This is a genomic window from Variovorax sp. EL159 (genome assembly GCF_900100965.1).
Classification (GTDB): domain Bacteria; phylum Pseudomonadota; class Gammaproteobacteria; order Burkholderiales; family Burkholderiaceae_C; genus Variovorax.
The window spans coordinates 867231-887964 of sequence record NZ_FMUJ01000002.1; the positions used below are offsets into that span (position 1 = coordinate 867231).

Sequence of the window (20734 nt, forward strand, 5' to 3'; positions counted from 1 at the left end):
GGCGTCAGGGCTCGGAGGCGGGGGAAGAGGGCTGCCACTCGAGCAGGTCGCCAGGCTGGCATTGCAACGCTTCGCAGATGCGCTCCAGGGTGTCGAAGCGCACGCCGCGCACCTTGCCGCTCTTGAGCAGCGACAGGTTCTGCTCGGTGATGCCCACATGCTCCGCCAGTTCGCGCGATCGCATCTTGCGCCGGGCGAGCATGACGTCGAGGTTCACGATGATCGGCATGGCGCGTTCAGACGAAGCCGGCGTTGTCGTCGGCCAGTCGTCGGGCCTCGGCCATGACGCGGGCGATGGCCACGAGCACCGCGCCGAACAGGATGTGCAGGCAGTCGAACCATGCGATGGAGATCGACATGAAGCGCTGGCCCGGCGGGTTGCCGATGCTGAGCGCCACGGTCATCAGGCCGCGCGCGAGCGGCAGCAGCAATGCCAGCAGCAGCACCGCCCAGGCGAAGTGCACCAGCGCGTCCTGCGCGGTCTTGCCGAAGACCCGGCCGTGTCCGTACTCGCCGAACAACCGCCACAGCTGCCGCAGCGCATACAGGCCGCCGCCCACCGGCAGCAGGCTGACCAGGGCCGTGCGCCAGCGTGCCGGGCCGTCGGCAGGCGCCGTGGGCAGGCCAAGAAAACTGCCCGCGCCGAACAGGTCGAGCCACGGGCGCTCGAACGCCAGCAGCAGCACGGGCTGCACCACCAGCAGGACGACGCCCACAAGGATCAGCGCATGCACGACCTGGGCGTGTCGCTTCAGATAGAACGAGGGCGTGGCCGCCGGGGCTGGCGTATGCTGCATATCCAGGTCGTTATTCAATATAAAACGATCAAAGTTTATCGTAAAACAATAAATACTTTCTGAAGACGGACCGCCAGCAAGATGGCCAAGAAAAGCACCCACACCTCCGAGACCCCTGCGACGCAGCTGTTGCGCGCCCACAAGATCGCTTTCACCGAGCACCCCTACGAGTACATGGAGCACGGCGGCGCCCAGCGCGGCGCCGAGATGCTCGGGCTCGATCCGTTCACCGTCATCAAGACACTGGTGATGCAGGACCAGGACGCCAAGCCGCTGATCGTGCTGATGCACGGCAACCGCACGGTGTCGACCAAGAACCTCGCGCGGCAGATCGGCGCCAAGTCGGTCGAGCCCTGCAAGCCCGAAGTGGCGCAGCGCCACAGCGGCTACATGGTGGGCGGCACCTCGCCGTTCGGCACGCGGCGCGAGATGCCGGTCTACATCGAATCGACGATCCTTGAGTTGCCGGGCATCGTGATCAACGGCGGCCGGCGCGGCTACCTCATCGGCATCGATCCGCAGGTGTGCGTGACGCTGCTGGGGGCCAAGCCGGTGCAATGTGCGCTGGCAGAATAGCCGGCGCCATGACATCCCCGTCTTCCGATTTCTTTCCTGTGCGGGCCGCCGGTAACCCGGGCAAGGGCATCACGTTCGAAATTGCCTTTTGCAACGATGAGCGCGAATGGACCGAATCGCTCGACCTGCCGGCGCTGCTGCGCGACGCGCTGCTGGCGCGTGGCCATGCCGCTGAACTGGCGCGTGACGGCTGGGTCGTGCTGCCCGATGGGCTCTGGCTGCTGCCGCAGATCCTGAGCTTCTCGATGGCCGAGGACGCCAGCTTGCGCACCTCCACCACTATCGAAGTGGCGCATGCCGACTTGTTGCCGCAGGGCATCTTCGAATACCAGCATTCGTACGGTGAAAGCACCGAAGGCGCGTTGACCCGCGGCTTCGACCTCTGGGCGCAGGTCGATCTGGTCGTGTTCCAGGATGCGCTGGGCAGCGAGCTGGCCCATTGCACGTCGATGCGCATGAACTGGCAGGAAGGGCGCGAGCGGCGCGTGCTGTTCGGCCCCGTCGCGCACCATGCGACGAAAGAAGATACCGAGGTGGAAGACGAGCATCCGTTCTGCCCCTGCTGCCTGTTCACCAACAGCTGGGAAGCCTTCAAGCCGCAGATCGAATCGGACGGGCTGCATGCCGTGCGCCTCTATGCCGCGCGTGACGCCGATGGCGAGGTACAGGCCGATTGCCGCGTCAACGGCGAAGATTGGGCGGCCGGTGCGGACGCCTTGCGCGCCTACGTGGCGCAGTGGCCCGACCGCGGCTTCGAGTTTCGCAAGCAATACGTTGTGATCCAATCGCCGCCCGAGACCTGACGACGGCACGCCCTCGTTTGTCACCGAAGAAAAACAACCATCCCCGCGGAGCGCCGTCTTGAGCTTTCATCTGCCATCCCTCATCGCCATCGTGGCGTCGTACCTGATCGGCTCGCTGTCTTTTGCGGTCATCGTGAGCAAGTCGCTCGGCATGGCCGACCCGCGCAGCTACGGCAGCGGCAACCCCGGCGCGACCAACGTGCTGCGTTCGGGCAACAAGGGCGCGGCGCTGGCCACCCTGGTGCTCGATGCGCTCAAGGGCTGGCTGCCGGTGTTCCTGATCCGTCATTTCGGCGCGCAGTGGGGCCTGGGCGAAGGTGTGGCCGCGCTGGCGGGCCTCGCGGCCTTCCTGGGCCATCTCTACCCGGTGTTCTTCGGCTTCCAGGGCGGCAAGGGCGTGGCCACGGCGGCCGGCGTGCTGGTCGGCATCGCGCCCTGGCTGGGGCTGGCGACCGGCGCCACTTGGCTGATCATCGCGGTGTTCTTTCGCTATTCGTCGCTGTCGTCGCTGGTGGCGGCCTTCTTTGCGCCGGCCTACTATCTGCTCGGCGGCAACATCGCGTGGCCGCTCGATCGCACGGTGCTGATCGCGATCATCATCATGAGCTTGCTGCTGATCTGGCGGCACCGCGAAAACATCCGCCGGCTCGCGGCCGGCACGGAGTCGAAACTCGGCTCGAAGAAAAAGGCTTGATTGAAGAACACCATGGCAAACATCACCCGCTTCCACGTCGGCCCGCGTCTGTCCGAGACGGCAGTTCACAACGGCACCATCTACCTTGCCGGGCAAGTGCCCGACGACACCACGCAGGACATCCGCGGCCAGACCGCGCAGGTGCTCGCCATGGTCGACCGCCTGCTGGCCGAGGCCGGCAGCGACAAGTCGCGCATCCTCATGACGCAGATCTTCCTGGCCGACATCACCGACATCACGGCGATGAACGAGGTGTGGGACGCGTGGATTCCGGCCGGCAATACGCCGCCGCGCGCCACGGTGCAGGCCAAGATGGCCAATGCGGCCTACAAGATCGAGATCGTGGTGACGGCCGCGCAGGCCTGACGCCAGGGTTTCAATACCGCTTTTCGAGGACCATCTGGTCCGCGTCCCGGCGCATCGAGAAGCGGTTGATGAAGCTGTTGCCCAGCAGCACATAGGGCATCGGCTCCTGCGAGACGACGGCGTCGATGTCGTAGACCTCGACGTCGCCCACGCGCACGGACTGCAGCCGCAGCCTGTAGCCTTGCGTCATGCCGTTGGCGGTGCCTATCTGCACCGGCCGTCCCTTGCTGAAGTCGAGCCCGATGCGTTGCGCATCAGCCGCCGACAGCGCGATCGACGTGGCGCCGGTATCGAGCATGAAGGTGACCGTGCGGCCATTGATGGTGCCCGGCGTCATGAAGTGGCCGCGGCTGTCGGCCGACAGCACGATGCGGCTGCCGCCACTGGAGCCACCGCCGTTGCCGCCGATGCTGATGGGCGTGTCCATGCGCAGCGTGACCCGCTTGCCTTCGGACTCGACCACTGCCTGCTCCGACTGGAGCGACACCAGCTTCACGCCCTGGAAACTCTCGCCGACCGCCACGGTCTTGGGCGGTGCGCCGTTCACGATCAGGATCGCGCGGTTGCCGATGGTGCCGGTCAGCATGACCGACGAGCCGGCGGCATTCGCCATCGCAACGGCGGTCAGAAGATGCGCTGCGATGACGAGGGACTTCATGGGGTCAGTCGCGGAAGTTGTTGAACGAGAGGGGCATGTCGGGCACGTCCTTCTTGATCAACGCCATCGCGGCCTGCAGGTCGTCGCGCTTGGCCCCGGTGATGCGCACCGCGTCGCCCTGGATCGCGGCCTGCACCTTGAGCTTGCTGTCCTTGATGATGCGGGTGATCTTCTTGGCCTGCTCGCTCTCGATGCCGCTCTTGACCTTGATGACCTGCTTGACCTTGTCGCCGCCGATCTTCTGGACGTCGCCCTTGTCGAGAAAGCGCACATCGACGCTGCGCTTGGTGAGTTTGGCGCGAAGAATGTCTTCGACCTGCACGAGCTGGAACTCGGCGTCGCCGATCATGGTGATCTCTTTGTCCTTGAGATCGACGGCAGCGGCGGTGCCCTTGAAATCGAAGCGCGTCGCGATTTCCTTGGCGGTGTTTTCGACCGCATTCTTCACTTCGGGCAGATTGGGCTCGCAGACGGTATCGAATGACGGCATGGGCTCTCCTGGATGCACTGGGCTGAATGCGACAATTCTCCCATGATCGTGGAGTCCAACGTCCCTCTGCAGCCGTACAACAGCTTCGGCATCGTCGCGCGCGCGCAGCATCTGGCGCGGATCACCGACGAGGCCGATCTGGTCGCGCTGCGTGCCGATCCGCAATGGCGCGACGCCCCCCGCTTCGTGCTGGGTGGCGGAAGCAACATCGTGCTGACCGGCGACGTCAAGCCGCTGGTGCTGAAGGTTGAAATCAAGGGCCTGCGGCTGGTGGAAGAAACCCCGCGTGCCTGGATCGTCGAGGCCGGCGCGGGCGAAATCTGGCACGACGCGGTCGAATGGATGGTGCGCAGCGGCTACCCGGGGCTGGAAAACCTGGCCCTCATTCCCGGCACGGTGGGCGGCTCGCCGGTGCAGAACATCGGTGCCTACGGCGTCGAACTGCAAGACCGTTTCGATTCGCTCGATGCCTTCGACCTCGAAACAGGTCGCGCCTTCACGCTCGATGCCGCGCAATGCGCCTTTGGCTACCGCGACTCGGTGTTCAAGCACGTGCGCAGCGGGCCGAACGACTTCGGCCTGGCGGGCCGGGCGGTGATCACCCGGGTGCGCTTTCGCCTGCCCAAGCCCTGGAAGGCCGTGGTCGGCTACCTCGACCTGGAACGCAAGATGGAAGAAACCGGCAACTTCACGCCGGATGCACAGGACATCTTCGACTGGATCTGCGCCATCCGCCGCGCCAAGCTGCCCGACTGGCGCGTGCTGGGCAACGCTGGCAGCTTCTTCAAGAACCCGACGGTGACGCCGGAGCAGTGCGCCGACATCATCGCGCGCGACCCCAAGATCGTTCACTACCCGATGGACGACGGCAGCATCAAGCTCGCGGCCGGCTGGCTCATCGACGCTTGCGGCTGGAAGGGCAAGTCGGTCGGCAATGCCGGCGTCTACGAGAAGCAGGCGCTGGTGCTGGTCAACCGCGGCGGCACCGAGAACCCGGTGACCGGCGGCGAGGTGATGACGCTGGCCAAGGCCATCCAGACCAGCGTGTACGAGCGCTTCGGCATCCGGCTGGAACCGGAGCCGGTGGTCGTCTGACCCGCTGATCCGCCGGCACATGGATCTCGACTTCCTGCATCTGAATTTCCGGCGCCGCATCGCGGCCCTGATGTGGGCCCGGCGTGCGGTGCCGCTCATTGCGCTGCTGGCTGTGTTTTGGGGCTCGCACCGCGTGGGCTCGATCGTGGCCGTGATCGTGGTGGCGTTGCTGTTCTCGGCGGTGCTCAAGTTCCTCGAGACCAGCCTGCGACGCCAGTTCATCCGCGAGGCGCGATTGCCGCCGTTCCTCATCGGCAAGCTGCGCGAGGCCCATCCGCAATTGAGCCGTCGCGACGCCGAACTGGTGCTGCGCGGGCTGCGCCAGTTCTTCATGTCCCATCTGCGCAGCGACCGCAAGTTCGTCGCCATGCCCTCGAGGGTGGTCGACACCGCATGGCACGAGTTCATCCTGCACACGCAGGGCTACCAGAACTGGTGCAAGGCGGCCTTTGGCGGCATGCTGCATCACAGCCCCGCCGAGGTGCTGGGGCGCGACCCCAAGCGCAACGACGGCCTGCGCCGCACCTGGTACTGGGCCTGCAAGGAAGAGAGCATCGATCCGCGCAACCCGGCGCGGCTGCCGCTGCTGTTCGCGCTGGACGTCAAGTTCGCCATCGACGGCGGCTTTCACTATGTGCCCGACTGCCGGGCGGTGGAGCGCTACATCGGCTCGGACGCCCAGTGCGGCACGAGCTTCGGCGACTCGTCGTCCGACGGCGGCAGCTCGGGCGATGCCGGCGGCTTCGGCGGCAGCGAGTCGGGCAGCAGCTCCGGTGACGGCGGCTCCAGCGACGGTGGGGGTGCGAGTGGTGGCGATTCCGGCTGTGGCGGGGGCAGCGGTTGCGGAGGCGGCTGTGGTGGTGGCGGAGGCGACTGACTGATTGACTGACCGGGGCCGATGCTTCCGACCCATCGTGTCCATCCGCGACAAAGCAAAACGGGCCCCGAGGGGCCCGTTGTTGTTTCAGCAGTCGGATCGGATCAGGCGGATCGGATCAGCTGTCCTGCCCGTCGTTGGCCAGCTTCGGCAGCGACGCGCCTTCGCTCGACGACAGCAGGCCGGTGCGGGTGTAGATCGCCAGCTTCTCGCGCGTGTCGACGATGTCGAGGTTGCGCATCGTCAGTTGGCCGATGCGGTCCAGCGGCGTGAACGCGCCCTCGACCTTTTCCATGCTCAGGCGCTCGGGCTTGTAGGTGAGGTTGGGCGACTCGGTGTTCATGATCGAGTAGTCGTTGCCGCGGCGCAGCTCGACCGTCACTTCGCCGGTGATGGCACGCGCCACCCAGCGTTGTGCCGTCTCGCGCAGCATGATGGCCTGCGGGTCGAACCAGCGGCCCTGGTACAGCAGGCGGCCGAGGCGGCGGCCGCTGTCGCGGTACTGCTCGATCGTGTCTTCGTTGTGGATGCCGGTCACGAGGCGCTCGTAGGCGATGAACAGCAGCGCCAGGCCCGGGGCTTCGTAGATGCCGCGGCTCTTGGCTTCGATGATGCGGTTCTCGATCTGGTCGCTCATGCCCAGGCCGTGGCGGCCGCCGATGCGGTTGGCTTCGAGGATCAGCTCGACCATGCCCGGGAAGGTCACGCCGTTCAGTGCGACCGGCACGCCTTCTTCGAAGCGGACGGTGACGGTCTCGCGCTTGACTTCGACTTCGTCCTTCCAGAACGCCACGCCCATGATGGGCTGCACGATCTGCATGCCGCTGTTCAGGTGCTCGAGGTCTTTGGCCTCGTGCGTGGCGCCGAGCATGTTGGAGTCGGTCGAGTAGGCCTTCTCGGCCGACATCTTGTAGGCGAAGCCGGCCTTCTGCATGAACGCCGACATTTCGGCGCGGCCGCCCAGTTCGTCGATGAAGACCTGGTCGAGCCAGGGCTTGTAGATCTTCAGGTTGGGGTTGGTCAGCAGGCCGTAGCGGTAGAAGCGCTCGATGTCGTTGCCCTTGTAGGTGCTGCCGTCGCCCCAGATGTGGACGTCGTCTTCCTTCATGGCCGACACGAGCATGGTGCCGGTCACCGCGCGGCCCAGCGGCGTGGTGTTGAAGTAGGTCACGCCCGCGGTGGTCACGTGGAAGGCGCCGGCCTGCAGTGCGGCGATGCCTTCGTTGGCCAGTTGCGCGCGGCAGTCGATCAGGCGGGCGTTTTCAGCGCCGTAGAGCATCGCCTTGCGGGGAATCTCGTCGTAGTCGGGCTCGTCGGGTTGGCCGAGGTTGGCGGTGTAGGCGTAGGGAATGGCGCCCTTGTTGCGCATCCAGTGGAGTGCCGCGCTGGTGTCCAGGCCGCCGGAAAAGGCAATGCCGACCTTCTGGCCGGCGGGAACGTTTTGGAGAATGGTCGACATGTCGGGTTCCGGTTCAGCCGAAGTGGCAGATGTAGCTGTAGGGCTCGCCGGTCACCCGGATCTGGAAGCTCGAATTGCCCGGCACGCTGAATTTCTGGCCGGGGCCGGAGGCGACCCATTCGGTGGCGCCCGCGAGCAGGTATTCGCAGCTGCCGGCCGCGCCTTCCATGATTTCAGGCGCGCCGGTGTTGAAGGTGAGGGTGGAGGGGAGGATCACGCCGACCGATTTTTTCGTGCCGTCCGCGAACGTGAGGTTGTGGCTCACGCACTTGCCGTCGAAATACACATTGGCCTTGGTGGCCACTGCGGCGCTGTTGAGTGTGTCGGTAATCGTCGTCATTGGGTGGCGCCGGCGCCTGGGCGGTCGGCTGATCGAGGACGCACCGCACCGGCGGCGCACCCGTCAAGGGTTGGAAAAGTCCTCGATTTTAGGGGCTCGACAGGCCCCCGCCACTCAGCGGTGCCAGCCGCCGTGGAAACCGCCGTAGCCGCGATAGCCATAGCCGCGGTAACCGCGGTAGTAGCCGCCGCCCCAGCCACGCGAATAGCCCAGGTTCAGCGAAATGCCGACGGGCGGATAAACGTAGGGGTAGCCATAGGCATAGCCGGGATCGACGTAGACAGGCGCCGGGTAAACCGGCACCGGTTGGGCATAGACCGGCGGCGGGCCGCCGGCGCCGACCACCACGCCCGGCTCGGGCACGACGTTGTCCCAAGGCGAGCCGCCGGACTGCGCGTAGTTGGCGCCGTTGTTGGCCTCGACCGGGTAGGTCTGCACCTGCGATTGGGGCGCCACTGGCGATGTCGTCACGCCGTAGCTGCTGGCTTGGATCGGAATGGTCGCGCCGGGCCGGCTGTTCATGCGGGTGGTGTATTGCCGGCCGTTGTATTCGTAGGTGACGTTGTAGCTGACGTCGCTGCCGGTCGATTCGCGGATCGGGGTCGCCGAGATCACCCGGGCCTGGACCACCTGGCCCTGCTGCTGTTGGGCATGCACGAGGCCGGTGCCCGCCGCCAGCGCGCCGGCCACGGAAAGGCCGGCGAGGGTGCGAAAAGCGATTTTTTTCATGGTGTGTCTCTCCTGCAGAGGACGGTTGGACGCCGGGCCCCAGGACGGGTTCCAGGTTTTACACGGCGTTGACAACCCATGCCTCGGCGTCGAATCCGGTGGTAACAGGCTTTTTCGGGCCCCAATCGACCACGGGGCGCTTGATCAGGCTGGGGTTGGCCAGCAGCACCGGGCGGGCGGAGGCGGCATCGATCACGGCCTCGCGGGTGGTCTCGTCCAGCTTGCGCCAGGTGGTGCCCTTGCGGTTGACCAGGGCCTCCCAGCCGGGCTTCTTCAGCCATTGGTCGAGCTCGGCTTCGGGTACGCCCTGTTTCTTGAAATCGTGGAAGGTGTAGGCCACGCCATGTTCATCGAGCCAGGCGCGGGCGCGCTTGACGGTGTCGCAGTTCGGAATGCCGTATAGGGTTGTCATGGCCGCCATGATGCCCCGGCCGGCGGGTCGGCGACAATGCCGGCCTCCATGGAAACCCTTGACCACTGGCTCGCGCGCGCCGAGCAACTCCACCCCAAGAACATCGAACTCGGGCTCGAACGCGCCAAGGAGATGGCCGAGCGCCTCGGCCTGCGCTTCGGCTGCCCCGTCATCACCGTGGCGGGCACCAATGGCAAGGGCTCGACCTGTGCCATGCTCGAATCGATCCTGACGCATGCGGGCTACCGCACCGCGGTGTTCACCTCGCCGCACCTCGTGCGCTTCGAAGAGCGGCTGCGGCTCAAGGGCGAAGCCGTCGATGCTTCCAAACTGATAGCAAGCTTCGAAGCGGTCGAAAAGGCGCGTGGCGACATGAGCCTGACCTACTTCGAGTTCACCACGCTGGGCATCCTGCATTGCATGATCGAGGAAAAGCCCGACGTGGCGATCCTCGAAGTCGGCCTCGGCGGCCGGCTCGACGCGGTCAACATCATCGACACCGATTGCGCGGTCATCACCAGCATCGACCTCGACCACATGGAATACCTCGGGCCCGACCGCGAGAGCATCGGCTTCGAGAAGGCCGGCATCATGCGCGCCGGCAAGCCGGCCATCGTGAGCGACCCGATGCCGCCGCAGAGCGTGATCGATCATGCGAACGCCATCGGCGCCGACCTGTGGCGCTTCGGCACCGATTTCAACGTGTCGGGCGACAAGCAGCAGTGGGGCTGGTCGGGCCGTGGCCGGCGCTACAGCGGACTGGCCTACCCGGCGCTGCGCGGTGCCAACCAGCTCATCAACGCGGCGGGTGTGCTCGCGGCGCTCGAAGCCCTGCGGCCGCAACTGCCGATCACCGCGCAGGCCGTGCGCAACGGGCTCGCGATGGTCGAGTTGCCGGGGCGCTTCCAGATCGTGCCGGGCGAGCCCGCGCTGGTGCTCGACGTGGCGCACAACGCGCATGCCGTCGCGGCGCTGGCCGAGAACCTCGACGCGATGGGCTTCTACCCGACGACGCATGGCGTGTTCGGCGTGATGGCCGACAAGGACCTCGCCCCGATCCTGGCCCGCATCGGCCCGCTGATCGATCGCTGGTACTTCACCGATCTGCCCACGCCGCGCGCCGCGAAGGCCGCCGATCTGCTGGCCGCATGGCAGGCGCAGAACACGCGCACCGATGCGTCGGCCACCGTGCATTCGGGGCCGATGGAAGCGTTGCGCGCAGCCATCGAGCACGCAGACCCCGCTGATAGAATCGTCGTCTTCGGATCGTTCTTCACCGTGGGTGGCGTGCTCGAAAACGGCACCCCCCGGCTGCAAGCCAAACACCTGCTGCCAGGCGGCTGATCGTCAGGCTGTCCACACCATCTGGCACCACCTCGCTGCACTCCTTCAGGGATCGAACTTCATGGCGTTTTTCAAGTTCCGCACGCGCGGCCAGCAAGGCAACGAAGGACGCAGCGCCCCGGCTGCAGTACCCGCGGAAAGTGTCGAAACCATGCGTCGTCGTGCGCGCCATCGGCTGCTTGGTGCCGCGGTGCTGGTGCTGCTGGGTGTGATCGGTTTTCCGTTGCTGTTCGATACACAGCCGCGCCCCGTGTCGGTCGACATCCCGATCGAGATTCCCGATCGCAACAAGGTCAAGCCGCTGCCCGTGCCCGCCACGCCGGCACCCGCCACCAGCAGCGCACCTGCCGTGTCCGACGGCGGTTCGCGCGTCGCGGCCGCATCGTCGGCCGGCGGCATGATCACCGAGACGGCCGATGGCACCGAGATCGACCCCGGCAAGCCCGTGACCAGCGCCCCGCCTGCGGCGCCCGTCGAACGCAAGCCCGATCCCAAGCCTGAACCGAAGCCCGAGCCCAAACCGGAGCCGAAGCCCGAACACAAGCCGGAACCCAAGCCAGAGCCCAAGCCGAAGCCGGAACCCAAGCCCGCAACGCCCAAGCCGGCCGCCGTGGACGATGGCGCCCGTGCCCGCGCGCTGCTCGAAGGCAAGCCCATCGCCGCGGCGCCCGCAACGCCCAAGCCAGCCGCCGCCGATGACGGCGCAGGCCGCTTCGTGGTCCAGGTCGGTGCGTTCGCCGATGCCGACAAGGCGCGCGAAGTGCGCCAGAAGCTCGAGAAGGCCGGCCTGAAGACCTATGTGAACGTGGCGAAAACGGCCGATGGCGAGCGCACGCGTGTGCGTGTCGGTCCGTTCGGCACGCGTGCCGAGGCCGACAAGGCCGCCGAGCGCGTCAAGGGCTTGTCTTTGTCGGCTGCGATCCTCACCTTGTAAGCGCTATCGCCTGTCGCCGTGGCCTTGCTCGACTGGATCGCCGTCGCGCTCATCGGGGTGTCGATGCTGCTCGGCCTGATGCGCGGACTGGTGTTCGAAGTGATTTCCCTGATCGGCTGGGTGGCCGCATTCATCGCCGCCCAGTGGCTGGCATCCGATGTGGCCGCGTGGCTGCCGTTCGGCGTACACGATGCCACATGGCGTTATCCGCTGGCCTTCGTGCTGGTGTTCGTGGGGGTGGCGTTCGGCGTGGGCCTGGTGGCCTCGCTCACGCGCAAGCTGATCACTGTCGTGGGGCTGCGGCCCGTCGACCGGATTTTGGGAGCAGCGTTCGGAGCGGCACGGGGTGCGGTGGCCCTGCTCGTGCTGGCGGTCGTTGTTCATTTGCTGGTGTTGAGCGACAGTGCCTGGTGGCATGAATCGCGCAGCGCCATTGTTCTCGATGCGGCATTGCAGGGCCTGAAACCCTCATTGCCTGAAAAGTTGGCAAGCTACCTGCCCTGAGAGGAATCGTTTCATGTGTGGAATCGTCGGCGTTGTCAGCAACGCACCCGTCAACCAGTTGCTCTATGACGCGCTGCTGCTCCTGCAGCATCGCGGACAAGATGCGGCCGGCATCGTGACCTTGCTCGAACGCAAGTTCTTCATGCACAAGGCCAAGGGCATGGTGCGCGACGTGTTCCGCACCCGCAACATGCGCGCGCTGCCCGGCAACGTGGGCCTGGGCCAGGTGCGCTACCCGACCGCGGGCAATGCGTACAGCGAAGAAGAGGCGCAGCCCTTCTACGTGAACGCGCCGTTCGGCATCGTGCTCGTGCACAACGGCAACCTGACCAACGCGCATGCACTGCGCGCGGAGCTGTTCTCCACCGATCACCGCCACACCAACACCGAGAGCGACTCCGAAGTGCTGCTCAACGTGCTGGCGCACGAACTGGAGCGCTCGTCGCGCGGCGTGCCGCTGCATCCGGCCGAAGTGTTCGCCGCGGTCAAGAACATGCACAAGCGCCTGCGCGGCTCCTATGCCGTGGTCGCGCTGATTGCCGGCCATGGCCTGCTCGCCTTCCGCGACCCCTACGGCATCCGCCCGCTGTCCATGGGCCGCGGCGCCGATGGCACCGTGATGGTGGCCAGCGAATCGGTCGCGCTCGAAGGCTCGGGCCACGTGTTCGAACGCAACATCGATCCGGGTGAAGCGGTGTTCGTCGACCTGGAAGGCAAGGTCCACTCGATGCAGTGCGCCGAGTCGCCGACGCTCAACCCCTGCATCTTCGAATTCGTCTATCTGGCACGGCCTGACTCGGTGCTCGACGGCATCTCGGTCTACCAGGCGCGCCTGAACCTTGGCGAAACGCTGGCCAAGCGTGTGGTGTCCACCGTGCCGCCGAACCAGATCGACGTGATCATCCCGATTCACGAATAGAGCCGGACGAGCGCCACGCAACTGGCGCACCTGCTGGGCGTGCCGTACCGCGAAGGCTTCGTGAAGAACCGCTACGTGGGCCGCACCTTCATCATGCCGGGGCAGGGCGTTCGCAAGAAGTCGGTGCGCCAGAAGCTCAACGTGATCGCGAGCGAGTTCAAGGGCCGCAATGTGCTGCTGGTCGACGACTCCATCGTGCGTGGCACCACCAGCCGCGAGATCGTTCAGATGGCCCGCGACGCCGGCGCCCGCAAGGTCTACCTGGCCAGCGCTGCGCCGCCGGTGCGCTACCCCAACGTCTACGGCATCGACATGCCGACCAAGGACGAACTGGTAGCGCACGACCGCACCATCGAAGAAATCCGCGAGCTGATCGGCTGCGACGCGCTGATCTACCAGGATGTCGACGCAATGAAGCGCGCCATCGGTTCGCTCAACCCGAAGCTCACTGGCTTCGACGCCTCCTGCTTCGATGGCGTCTACGTGACCGGCGACATCGACACCGATGCCATCTCGCGCATGAACGGCAACCGTCCTCGCGTCGAAGAGACCGAAGAAGATTCCTCGCGCCTGGCGCTCCCCAACCCGAGTGAGTGAGAGCTGAATTGACTGACGAACGAACCCTGCCGCCCGGACTGCACCGCGACACGCTCGCAGTGCGTTCGGGGCTGGCACCAAGCCAGCACGGCGAGCACTCCGAGGCGCTCTTCCTCACGAGCGGCTTCGTGCAGCCCGACGCCGAGACCGCCGCGCGCCGTTTTGCCGGCACCGAGGCGGGCTTTACCTACTCGCGCACCTCTAACCCCACGGTAGCCAGCTTCGAGCAGCGCCTTGCGGCACTCGAAGGCACCGAGGCCGCCATTGGCGCCTCCACCGGCATGGGCGCGATCCTCATGATGTGCATGGGCCTCCTCAAGGCCGGCGACCATGTGATCTGCTCGCGCTCGGTGTTCGGCTCCACGCTGAACCTGTTCGGCAAGGAGTTCGCCAAGTTCGGCGTCGAGACCACTTTTGTCTCGCAGACCGACGTGGCGGAATGGCGCGCGGCCCTCAAGCCCAACACCAAGCTGCTGTTTGCAGAAACGCCGACCAATCCGCTGACCGACGTGTGCGACATCCGGGCGCTGGCCGATCTGGCGCATGGTGCAGGCGCGCTGCTGGCGGTCGACAACTGCTTCTGCACGCCCGCGCTGCAGCGTCCCGTCGAGCTCGGCGCCGACCTCGTCATCCATTCAGGCACCAAGTACCTCGACGGCCAGGGCCGTGTGATGGCTGGTGCGATCTGCGGGCCGTCGAAGCTCATCGTCGACGTGTTCGGCCCGGTGGTTCGCACCGCCGGCATGGCGCTGTCGCCGTTCAATGCGTGGGTCGTGCTCAAGGGCATGGAGACGCTGGGCATCCGCATGCAGGCCCAGTGCGCGAACGCACTGGCCGTGGCGAAGTGGCTCGAAGCGCAGCCCGGCATTGCCCGCGTGTACTACCCCGGCCTTGCGTCGCATCCGCAGCACGAGCTTGCGATGCGCCAGCAGTCGGGGCAGGGCGGGGCGGTGGTGTCTTTCGATGTGGTCGGCAACGATCCGGAGACGGCGCGCGCCAATGCGTTCCACGTGATCAACAGCACGCGCGTGGTGAGCATCGCCACCAACCTCGGCGACACCAAAACCATCATCACGCACCCCGGCACGACCTCGCACGGACGGCTGACCGAAGTGCAGCGCCAGGCTGCCGGCATCGGGCAGGGCCTGATCCGCCTGGCGGTCGGCCTCGAGTACGCAGACGACATCACGGCCGACCTGCAGCGCGGCCTGAGCACACTGATTTCCTGAATCGATTTTCATGACCGGCAAAGTTCGCACCCGCATCGCACCGTCTCCCACCGGCTTTCTTCACCTGGGCACGGCCCGCACGGCGCTCTATTCGTGGGCCTATGCACGCCACCATGGTGGCGAGTTCGTCCTGCGCATCGAAGACACCGACGTGGCGCGCTCCACGCAAGACTCGACCGACCAGATCCTTGCCTCGATGCATTGGCTCGGCCTCGACTACGACGAGGGCCCGATCTACCAGATGCAGCGCCTGGAGCGCTACCGCGAAGTCATCGCGCAGATGCTTGCGGCCGGCACGGCCTACCACTGCTACTGCACGCCCGCCGAGCTCGACGAGATGCGCGAAGCGCAACGTGCACGCGGTGAGAAGACGCTCTATGACCGTCGCTGGCGTCCGGCGCCGGGCAAGGTGCTGCCGCCCGTGCCGGAAGGCGTGCCGCCGGTGGTGCGCTTTTGCAATCCGCCCGAAGGCGATGTGACGTGGAACGACCTCGTCAAGGGCGAGATCACCATCAACAACCGCGAGATCGACGACCTCATCATCCTGCGCCCCGATGGTGTGCCGACCTACAACTTCGCGGTGGTGGTCGACGACTGGGACATGAACATCACGCACGTGTTCCGTGGTGACGAGCACATCAACAACACGCCGTGGCAGATCAACATCTTCCGCGCGCTTGGTGCGCCGCTGCCGCAGTTCGGCCATGTGCCCGTGATTCTTGGCGACGACGGACAGAAGCTTTCCAAGCGCCGTGGCGCAGTGAGCGTTACTGCGTATGAAGAGAACGGCTACCTGCCCGAAGCGATGCTCAACTATCTCGCGCGCCTCGGCTGGAGCCACGGCGACGACGAGCTGTTCACGCGCGACCAGATGGTGAGCTGGTTCGACGGCTCGCACCTGTCGAAGAGCCCTGCACAGTGGGATGCGGCAAAGCTGGCGTGGGTCAACGCGCAGTACATCAAGGCGAAGACCGGTGATGAGCTCGCGCCCCTTGTCGCAGCGCAGTTGCAAAAGCGCGGCATCGTTGCAGACGATCGGTTGCCGGCAATCTGCACGCTCTTCAAGGACCGTTGCGAGACCACGGTGGCACTCGCCGACTGGGCTGCGGCGTTCTATGCGGACATCGATGTGAGCGAAGCCGATCGCGCGCAGCACATCACCGATGCAGTGAAGCCCGCGATCGCGACGCTCGCAGAAAAATTGATGACGGTGACCTGGGATCGACCCTCAATCGCAGTTATCATCAAGGAAGTACTCGCGACACACGCGCTGAAAATGCCAGTGTTAGCGATGCCAGTACGAGTGCTTGTGATGGGAACATCGCAGACACCGTCCCTCGATGCAGTCCTCGAAATTTTTTCCCGCGAAAAAGTTATCGAGAGATTGAAAAAGGCCTGAAATTTCGGGCTATAATTTGAGGCTCGACACCCACACGGGGGTATAGCTCAGCTGGGAGAGCGCTTGCATGGCATGCAAGAGGTCATCGGTTCGATCCCGTTTACCTCCACCATTAAAGTGTCGAGAAGAGAAGAAGTGCTGATCGCAGCACGGTTCCTAAGGTTTTGACCCTATCGTCTAGAGGCCTAGGACACCACCCTTTCACGGTGGCTACCGGGGTTCGAATCCCCGTAGGGTCGCCAGTTTCACGCAAGTGAAGCAGGCACGAGTTGTCAACACTCGGCTCCGCAAGGAGTGAACGTTGTCTACCAGGAGTGGTAGTTCAGTTGGTTAGAATACCGGCCTGTCACGCCGGGGGTCGCGGGTTCGAGTCCCGTCCACTCCGCCAGTCAGAAACCCTTGCAGCTCAATGAGTTGCAAGGGTTTTTCACTTTCTGGCTCACCGGAACTTCGGGCACCCAGCACGCAAGAGTACTCGCACAAGCAAGATTCCAGGGTTCGGAATGCAGCTCAGCAGGTAGGCGGTTGTAGATCTACCGAATCGTGTGCTCGAAGGCGTGCATCACCGCGTTCATCACATCACCATCGTCTCGACCCATCTTTGGGCTACGACTCTTCAGTTGGTGATCCTGGCGGCTGGGCTTCTGGCAAGCCAATTCCCGTTTGTTCGTCGTCCCCGCTCCGCTAGCTGTTGAGCATCGCCATCTATCCGCGCTTGTCTATCGGCGGGCCGTGTTGTTGACGCCGAGTTTCATCCGTTGACTGCTCGGGCTTCCGATGTTCGAAGTGGATTTCATCAAACGCATCGTCGACGACATCTGTTGTCATGTGTGATGACAGCGCCAGCAGGCCATCTTTTGTCCCGAGCGAAACACGGGATGCGTTGATTCGGTGTTCACGGCCGCGCTGTGATCTGCGGTGGTGCAACGGGCTCGAACGTCCAAGGCCAATACATGGCCCGCGATGTCGAGAGCCCTGTACGTGTACAGCATCGCATTGACTCCACTCCCGACAAATCCATGCGGGCCATCTCTATCAGCTTCCTCCGAAGACTCTTTTCGCGACAAGGCGAGCCAGCCGCCATCGGTTGAAGAAAATGCATTCACAAATAAATAGTTGACACTTAAACATTTTATAAATAAAGTAACATCGCCGCGAGAGTTTCGTGTGCGGCTTTCAGTGGCATCACCTTCAACGCACTCGTTCAACCAGCGCGCCGGAGCGCGCATTCAGGAGTTGCAAATGTCAATGCTCAAGTTCGCAAAGCTCTTCACTGTCGCTATCGGCGCAGCAGCCATCGCCGTGGGTGCAGCCGCGGCGCCGGCAAAGCCGGGCATCGTTCTCGTGCACGGTGGTTTCGTCGACGGGTCCGGCTGGGAAGGTGTCCACAAGATCCTGACGAAGGACGGCTACGCGGTCACCGTCGTCCAGAACCCGACGATCTCTTTGGCCGACGATGTCGCAGTCACCAAGCGCGCGATCGCTGCCCAGCAGGGCCCGGTCGTTCTCGTCGGCCACTCGTATGGCGGCGCAGTCATCACCGAGGCAGGCAACGACGAGAAGGTGGCGGGTCTTGTCTACATCGCCGCGTTCGCGCCCGACAAGGGCGAGTCGGTCGAGTCGTTGATCAAGAACCCGGTGCCCGGCGCGCCGGTGCCGCCGATTCTTCCGCCGCAAGATGGCTTCCTGTTGCTCGACAAGACCAAGTTCGCCGACTCATTCGCAGCAGATGTGAAGCGCGAAACGGCCATCTTCATGGCCAACTCGCAGGTGCCATGGGGCGTTGCTGCCCTGGGCGGAGCGGTCGGCGAGCCGGCGTGGAAGTCGAAGCCGAGCTGGTACCTCGTGGCCAAGAACGACAGGATGATCCCGCCGCCGGCCCAGCGAAGCATGTCCAAGCGCGCGGGTGCCACCGTCGCGGAAACACCTGGCAGCCACGCCGTCTATGTATCGAATCCCAAGGCCGTTGCCGCATTGATCGAACAGGCCGCCGCCAAGGTGTCCGTCGCCGCCAAGTGATGGCTGCGACCGCTGCCCGGCGTAGCGCCCCGGGCGGCGCGTTCGATCCAGCAAAGCAACTTCGCCTCTGATCGGGGCCGTCTCAGGCGAAGAGCGTTCCGACACGGCGCTTGCTCAAAGAGAACGTCCCGGCACACGCCATGCCTCTTCTTGCAGTTGCCTCAGCTGCACAGGCCAACGCCCGGCAACTCAACAAAGCAAGCCACGCAATCCATACGCAAAAGCTACCGCAGTGCATTCCTGAAAATGTATTTGTGGATATGGATGGCCACCCCTAGCATCGTCTCGATTCAGGAGACACAACGATGCCATCGCTTCCCATGGAATGGGCGAAGACCCCCTCCGGCGCCACCTCGCGCACTGCTCGCTTTTCGATCTTCGTCTGCTTCCTGGTGGCACTGATCGATGGCTACGACACGCTGATGCTGTCCTTCGTCGCGCCGTTGATCTCCAGGGAATGGGGCATGCCACCAGGCGCCTTCGGCAAGGTTTTCGCAGTGAGCTTCGCGGGCGCGGTGGTCGGCGCCATCGCAGTGGGTGCGGCTGCAGACCGCTTCGGCCGCCGCAGGTTGCTGCTGGCATCGCTCTTCTCGGCCGGCTGCTTCATCGTGTTGAGCGCGTGGTCGAACACGCCCGAGCAGTTGATGCTCTGGCGTTTTCTCTCGGGCATTGGGCTGGGCGGTGCGATTCCCACCATCTCCGCGCTGGCGGCCGAGCACGCGCAGCCCGCACAGCGCAGCGCCACGGTGTCGCGCATGTTCCTGGGCTTTCCCATCGGAGCCGTGGCCGGTGGTGCCATCACCGCAGCACTGATGCAGCAGGTGGGTTGGCGCGGGATCTTCATCGGCGGTGGCACGCTCGCATTGGCGATGTTGCCGCTGGTTCTGGCGATGTCGGAAGCCGGGCGCGATCCATCGCGTGGGGATGCAGCGCCGGTCCACGCGAAGCACCCGATTGCCGAACTGGTGGCCGATGGCCGTGGCTTGGGCACGGTGCTGATCAGCCTCGCGGCTTTCATGATCCTGCTGGTGAGCTACTTCCTTTTGAGCTGGACGCCCAGCGTGCTCGCGATGAGCGGCATGAGCCCTCAACGCTCGGCATTGGCCGGCGTGATGCTCAATGTGGGCGGCGTGGCCGGTGCCTTCGCCATGTCCTTCGTCGTGGCGCGCCGCAGTCCCTTCGGTCCGGTGGCGATCTGCCTGGGGCTGGGCGCCTTGCTGGTTCCCTTCTTCGGCTTCCACGGGGTCGGCAGCGAAGTGGCGGCCTTCTGCGTGGTGTTCGCCATTGGCTTGCTGATCATCGGCGGGCAGATGAACATCCCCGCGCTGTGCGTGCACTACTACCCGGCGAACGTGCGCGCGACTGGGGTTGGGTTGTCGATGTCGGTCGGCCGCATCGGTTCCATCGTCGGGCCACTGGTAGGCGGCTTCCTCGTGAGGGCGCAACTGCCGTGGAGCCAGTTGTTCCTGCTCGCAGCCGTTCCCGCGTTGCTCGCGGCTGCGGCGTTGGGCTGGATCGCGCACCGCACCCGGCGCGCCTGACCGGTCAACGCTTCTTGCGGCCTTCTGCCGCGTGGGCCGTCGGCGTGGTGCGCAGCAAACGCAACAGGCTGTCGAGGTGCGGGTTGGCGTCGGCATCGCGGTAGCCGAGGTAAAGGCTGGACACCGCGTCGTTGTCGAGGATGCGGCTGTACAGCACGCCTTCGAGCTGGATGCATTGCGTGTCGCTCGGCACGATGGCCACGCCGAAGCCGGCGGCCACCAGCCCGACCATGGTCGAGGCTTCGCGCGTCTCGTGCATCACCGAGGGCCGGAAGCCGGCCTTGGCGCACAGCTCCTGCACTTTCCAGTAGAGCCCGATGCCCGCGTCGCGCGGGTAGACGATCAGCGGCACGTCTTTCAGCTCGCGGATGTAGATACCCTTGCCGCGCGTGAGCACGTGCTGCTGCGGCATGGCCGCGACCAGCGGCGCTGAATACCACTCCTCGATGGTCACGCCCATGGGAATGCTCACGTTCGGCTTGCGCAGCACGCCCAGGTCGAGTTCCCGTGCGTGGATGGCGTCGAGCTGGTGCATCGACGCCATCTCCTGCAGCCGAAGCTCGACAGCAGGGTAGCTCGCGCGGTAGTTGCGGATGGCCGCTGGCAGGCCGGCCGTGAGCACCGACGACGCGGTAAAGCCCAGGTTGAGCTTGCCCACTTCGCCGGCGGCAGCGCTCTGCACCTCGTCCTTTGCGCTTTGCACCGACGCGAGGATCGTGCGCGCCCGGTCCAGAAAATGCCGCCCCGCCTGCGTGAGGTACACGCGGCGCTTGTCGCGCTCGAAGAGCTGCACGCCCAGCTCTTCTTCGAGCCCGCGGATCTGCGTGCTCAGCGGCGGCTGCGCCATGTAGAGCCGCTCGGCCGCACGCGTGAAGTTGAGCTCTTCAGCCACGGCGACGAAGTAGCGCAGGTGTCGAAGTTCCACGATATCTCCTGAGTATCGAATGCAATC

Annotated in this window: 22 protein-coding genes, 3 tRNA genes and 1 pseudogene; 17 read left to right on the forward strand and 9 right to left on the reverse strand. The window is 65.1% G+C overall.

Annotation, left to right across the window (positions count from 1 at the left end; all coding sequences use genetic code 11):
• Nucleotides 1-4: 4 nt before the first annotated feature.
• Entirely contained in the window at nt 5-229 is a 225-nt protein-coding gene (locus tag BLQ28_RS10200; protein WP_093238806.1) for a helix-turn-helix domain-containing protein, read from the reverse strand.
• 7 nt (nt 230-236) lie between these two features.
• On the reverse strand, nt 237-797 hold the full coding sequence (locus BLQ28_RS10205) for a DUF2975 domain-containing protein (protein ID WP_093238807.1): 561 nt from the start codon (nt 795-797) through the stop codon (nt 237-239).
• A gap of 81 nt (nt 798-878) precedes the next feature.
• Here BLQ28_RS10205 and BLQ28_RS10210 point away from each other — a divergent pair, with 81 nt between their 5' ends.
• From BLQ28_RS10210 to BLQ28_RS10225, 4 genes are read left to right on the forward strand one after another with little or no spacing between them, the layout of a single operon-like run.
• Nucleotides 879-1373: an aminoacyl-tRNA deacylase gene (locus BLQ28_RS10210; RefSeq protein WP_093238809.1), complete on the forward strand. Its 495-nt coding sequence runs from the start codon at nt 879-881 to the stop codon at nt 1371-1373.
• Nucleotides 1374-1381: 8 nt separating this feature from the next.
• Complete coding sequence (locus BLQ28_RS10215; RefSeq protein ID WP_143012468.1) at nt 1382-2176, forward strand: DUF6348 family protein; 795 nt, start codon at nt 1382-1384, stop codon at nt 2174-2176.
• 58 nt (nt 2177-2234) lie between these two features.
• A complete protein-coding gene (plsY, locus tag BLQ28_RS10220; RefSeq protein WP_093238812.1) occupies nt 2235-2870 on the forward strand; it encodes a glycerol-3-phosphate 1-O-acyltransferase PlsY in 636 nt (211 codons plus the stop codon).
• Between the two features lie 12 nt (nt 2871-2882).
• The gene (locus BLQ28_RS10225; protein WP_093239442.1) at nt 2883-3236 is read left to right on the forward strand and encodes a RidA family protein; all 354 of its coding nucleotides are present in this window, start codon (nt 2883-2885) and stop codon (nt 3234-3236) included.
• Nucleotides 3237-3246: 10 nt separating this feature from the next.
• Here the strand turns inward: BLQ28_RS10225 and BLQ28_RS10230 are convergent, their stop codons facing one another.
• Both BLQ28_RS10230 and BLQ28_RS10235 read right to left on the reverse strand, forming a co-directional pair.
• Nucleotides 3247-3894: a retropepsin-like aspartic protease family protein gene (locus BLQ28_RS10230; RefSeq protein WP_093238813.1), complete on the reverse strand. Its 648-nt coding sequence runs from the start codon at nt 3892-3894 to the stop codon at nt 3247-3249.
• Between the two features lie 4 nt (nt 3895-3898).
• A complete protein-coding gene (locus tag BLQ28_RS10235) occupies nt 3899-4384 on the reverse strand; it encodes a YajQ family cyclic di-GMP-binding protein (RefSeq protein WP_093238814.1) in 486 nt (161 codons plus the stop codon).
• 42 nt (nt 4385-4426) lie between these two features.
• Here BLQ28_RS10235 and murB point away from each other — a divergent pair, with 42 nt between their 5' ends.
• Both murB and BLQ28_RS10245 read left to right on the forward strand, forming a co-directional pair.
• Nucleotides 4427-5479, forward strand: coding sequence for a UDP-N-acetylmuramate dehydrogenase (gene murB / locus BLQ28_RS10240; protein ID WP_093238815.1), 1053 nt, complete (start codon nt 4427-4429; stop codon nt 5477-5479).
• A gap of 19 nt (nt 5480-5498) precedes the next feature.
• The gene (locus BLQ28_RS10245; RefSeq protein WP_093238816.1) at nt 5499-6356 is read left to right on the forward strand and encodes a glycine-rich domain-containing protein; all 858 of its coding nucleotides are present in this window, start codon (nt 5499-5501) and stop codon (nt 6354-6356) included.
• Between the two features lie 118 nt (nt 6357-6474).
• Here BLQ28_RS10245 and argG read toward each other — a convergent pair whose 3' ends face one another.
• The 4 genes from argG to BLQ28_RS10265 form a co-directional block, all read right to left on the reverse strand.
• Entirely contained in the window at nt 6475-7815 is a 1341-nt protein-coding gene (argG, locus tag BLQ28_RS10250; RefSeq protein ID WP_093238817.1) for an argininosuccinate synthase, read from the reverse strand.
• 13 nt (nt 7816-7828) lie between these two features.
• Nucleotides 7829-8155 carry a pyrimidine/purine nucleoside phosphorylase gene (locus tag BLQ28_RS10255; protein ID WP_093238818.1) on the reverse strand — a complete coding sequence of 109 codons (327 nt, stop codon included), beginning with the start codon at nt 8153-8155 and terminating at the stop codon, nt 7829-7831.
• 114 nt (nt 8156-8269) lie between these two features.
• Nucleotides 8270-8884: a hypothetical protein gene (locus BLQ28_RS10260; protein ID WP_093238819.1), complete on the reverse strand. Its 615-nt coding sequence runs from the start codon at nt 8882-8884 to the stop codon at nt 8270-8272.
• Between the two features lie 58 nt (nt 8885-8942).
• Nucleotides 8943-9296, reverse strand: coding sequence for an ArsC family reductase (locus BLQ28_RS10265; RefSeq protein WP_093239444.1), 354 nt, complete (start codon nt 9294-9296; stop codon nt 8943-8945).
• Nucleotides 9297-9332: 36 nt separating this feature from the next.
• On the opposite strand from BLQ28_RS10265, the gene folC reads away from it, so the two are divergent.
• From folC to BLQ28_RS10320, 11 genes and pseudogenes are all read left to right on the forward strand, one after another.
• A complete protein-coding gene (gene folC / locus BLQ28_RS10270; RefSeq protein WP_093238821.1) occupies nt 9333-10640 on the forward strand; it encodes a bifunctional tetrahydrofolate synthase/dihydrofolate synthase in 1308 nt (435 codons plus the stop codon).
• A 61-nt stretch (nt 10641-10701) separates the two neighbouring features.
• On the forward strand, nt 10702-11574 hold the full coding sequence (locus tag BLQ28_RS10275; protein WP_093238822.1) for an SPOR domain-containing protein: 873 nt from the start codon (nt 10702-10704) through the stop codon (nt 11572-11574).
• Between the two features lie 18 nt (nt 11575-11592).
• On the forward strand, nt 11593-12078 hold the full coding sequence (locus tag BLQ28_RS10280; protein ID WP_093238824.1) for a CvpA family protein: 486 nt from the start codon (nt 11593-11595) through the stop codon (nt 12076-12078).
• Nucleotides 12079-12091: 13 nt separating this feature from the next.
• Nucleotides 12092-13594, forward strand: a pseudogene (purF, locus tag BLQ28_RS10285) (amidophosphoribosyltransferase).
• A gap of 8 nt (nt 13595-13602) precedes the next feature.
• Entirely contained in the window at nt 13603-14823 is a 1221-nt protein-coding gene (locus BLQ28_RS10290; RefSeq protein WP_093238825.1) for an O-succinylhomoserine sulfhydrylase, read from the forward strand.
• Between the two features lie 10 nt (nt 14824-14833).
• Entirely contained in the window at nt 14834-16222 is a 1389-nt protein-coding gene (gene gltX / locus BLQ28_RS10295) for a glutamate--tRNA ligase (protein ID WP_093238827.1), read from the forward strand.
• A gap of 36 nt (nt 16223-16258) precedes the next feature.
• Nucleotides 16259-16334: transfer RNA gene (locus tag BLQ28_RS10300), tRNA-Ala, on the forward strand.
• Between the two features lie 54 nt (nt 16335-16388).
• A tRNA-Glu gene (locus BLQ28_RS10305) sits at nt 16389-16464 on the forward strand.
• Nucleotides 16465-16533: 69 nt separating this feature from the next.
• A tRNA-Asp gene (locus BLQ28_RS10310) sits at nt 16534-16610 on the forward strand.
• Between the two features lie 728 nt (nt 16611-17338).
• Nucleotides 17339-18241 carry an alpha/beta hydrolase gene (locus tag BLQ28_RS10315; RefSeq protein ID WP_371126607.1) on the forward strand — a complete coding sequence of 301 codons (903 nt, stop codon included), beginning with the start codon at nt 17339-17341 and terminating at the stop codon, nt 18239-18241.
• A gap of 305 nt (nt 18242-18546) precedes the next feature.
• On the forward strand, nt 18547-19782 hold the full coding sequence (locus BLQ28_RS10320) for an MFS transporter (RefSeq protein ID WP_093238830.1): 1236 nt from the start codon (nt 18547-18549) through the stop codon (nt 19780-19782).
• 4 nt (nt 19783-19786) lie between these two features.
• Here BLQ28_RS10320 and BLQ28_RS33155 read toward each other — a convergent pair whose 3' ends face one another.
• Entirely contained in the window at nt 19787-20707 is a 921-nt protein-coding gene (locus tag BLQ28_RS33155; protein ID WP_093238831.1) for a LysR substrate-binding domain-containing protein, read from the reverse strand.
• Nucleotides 20708-20734: the final 27 nt, after the last annotated feature.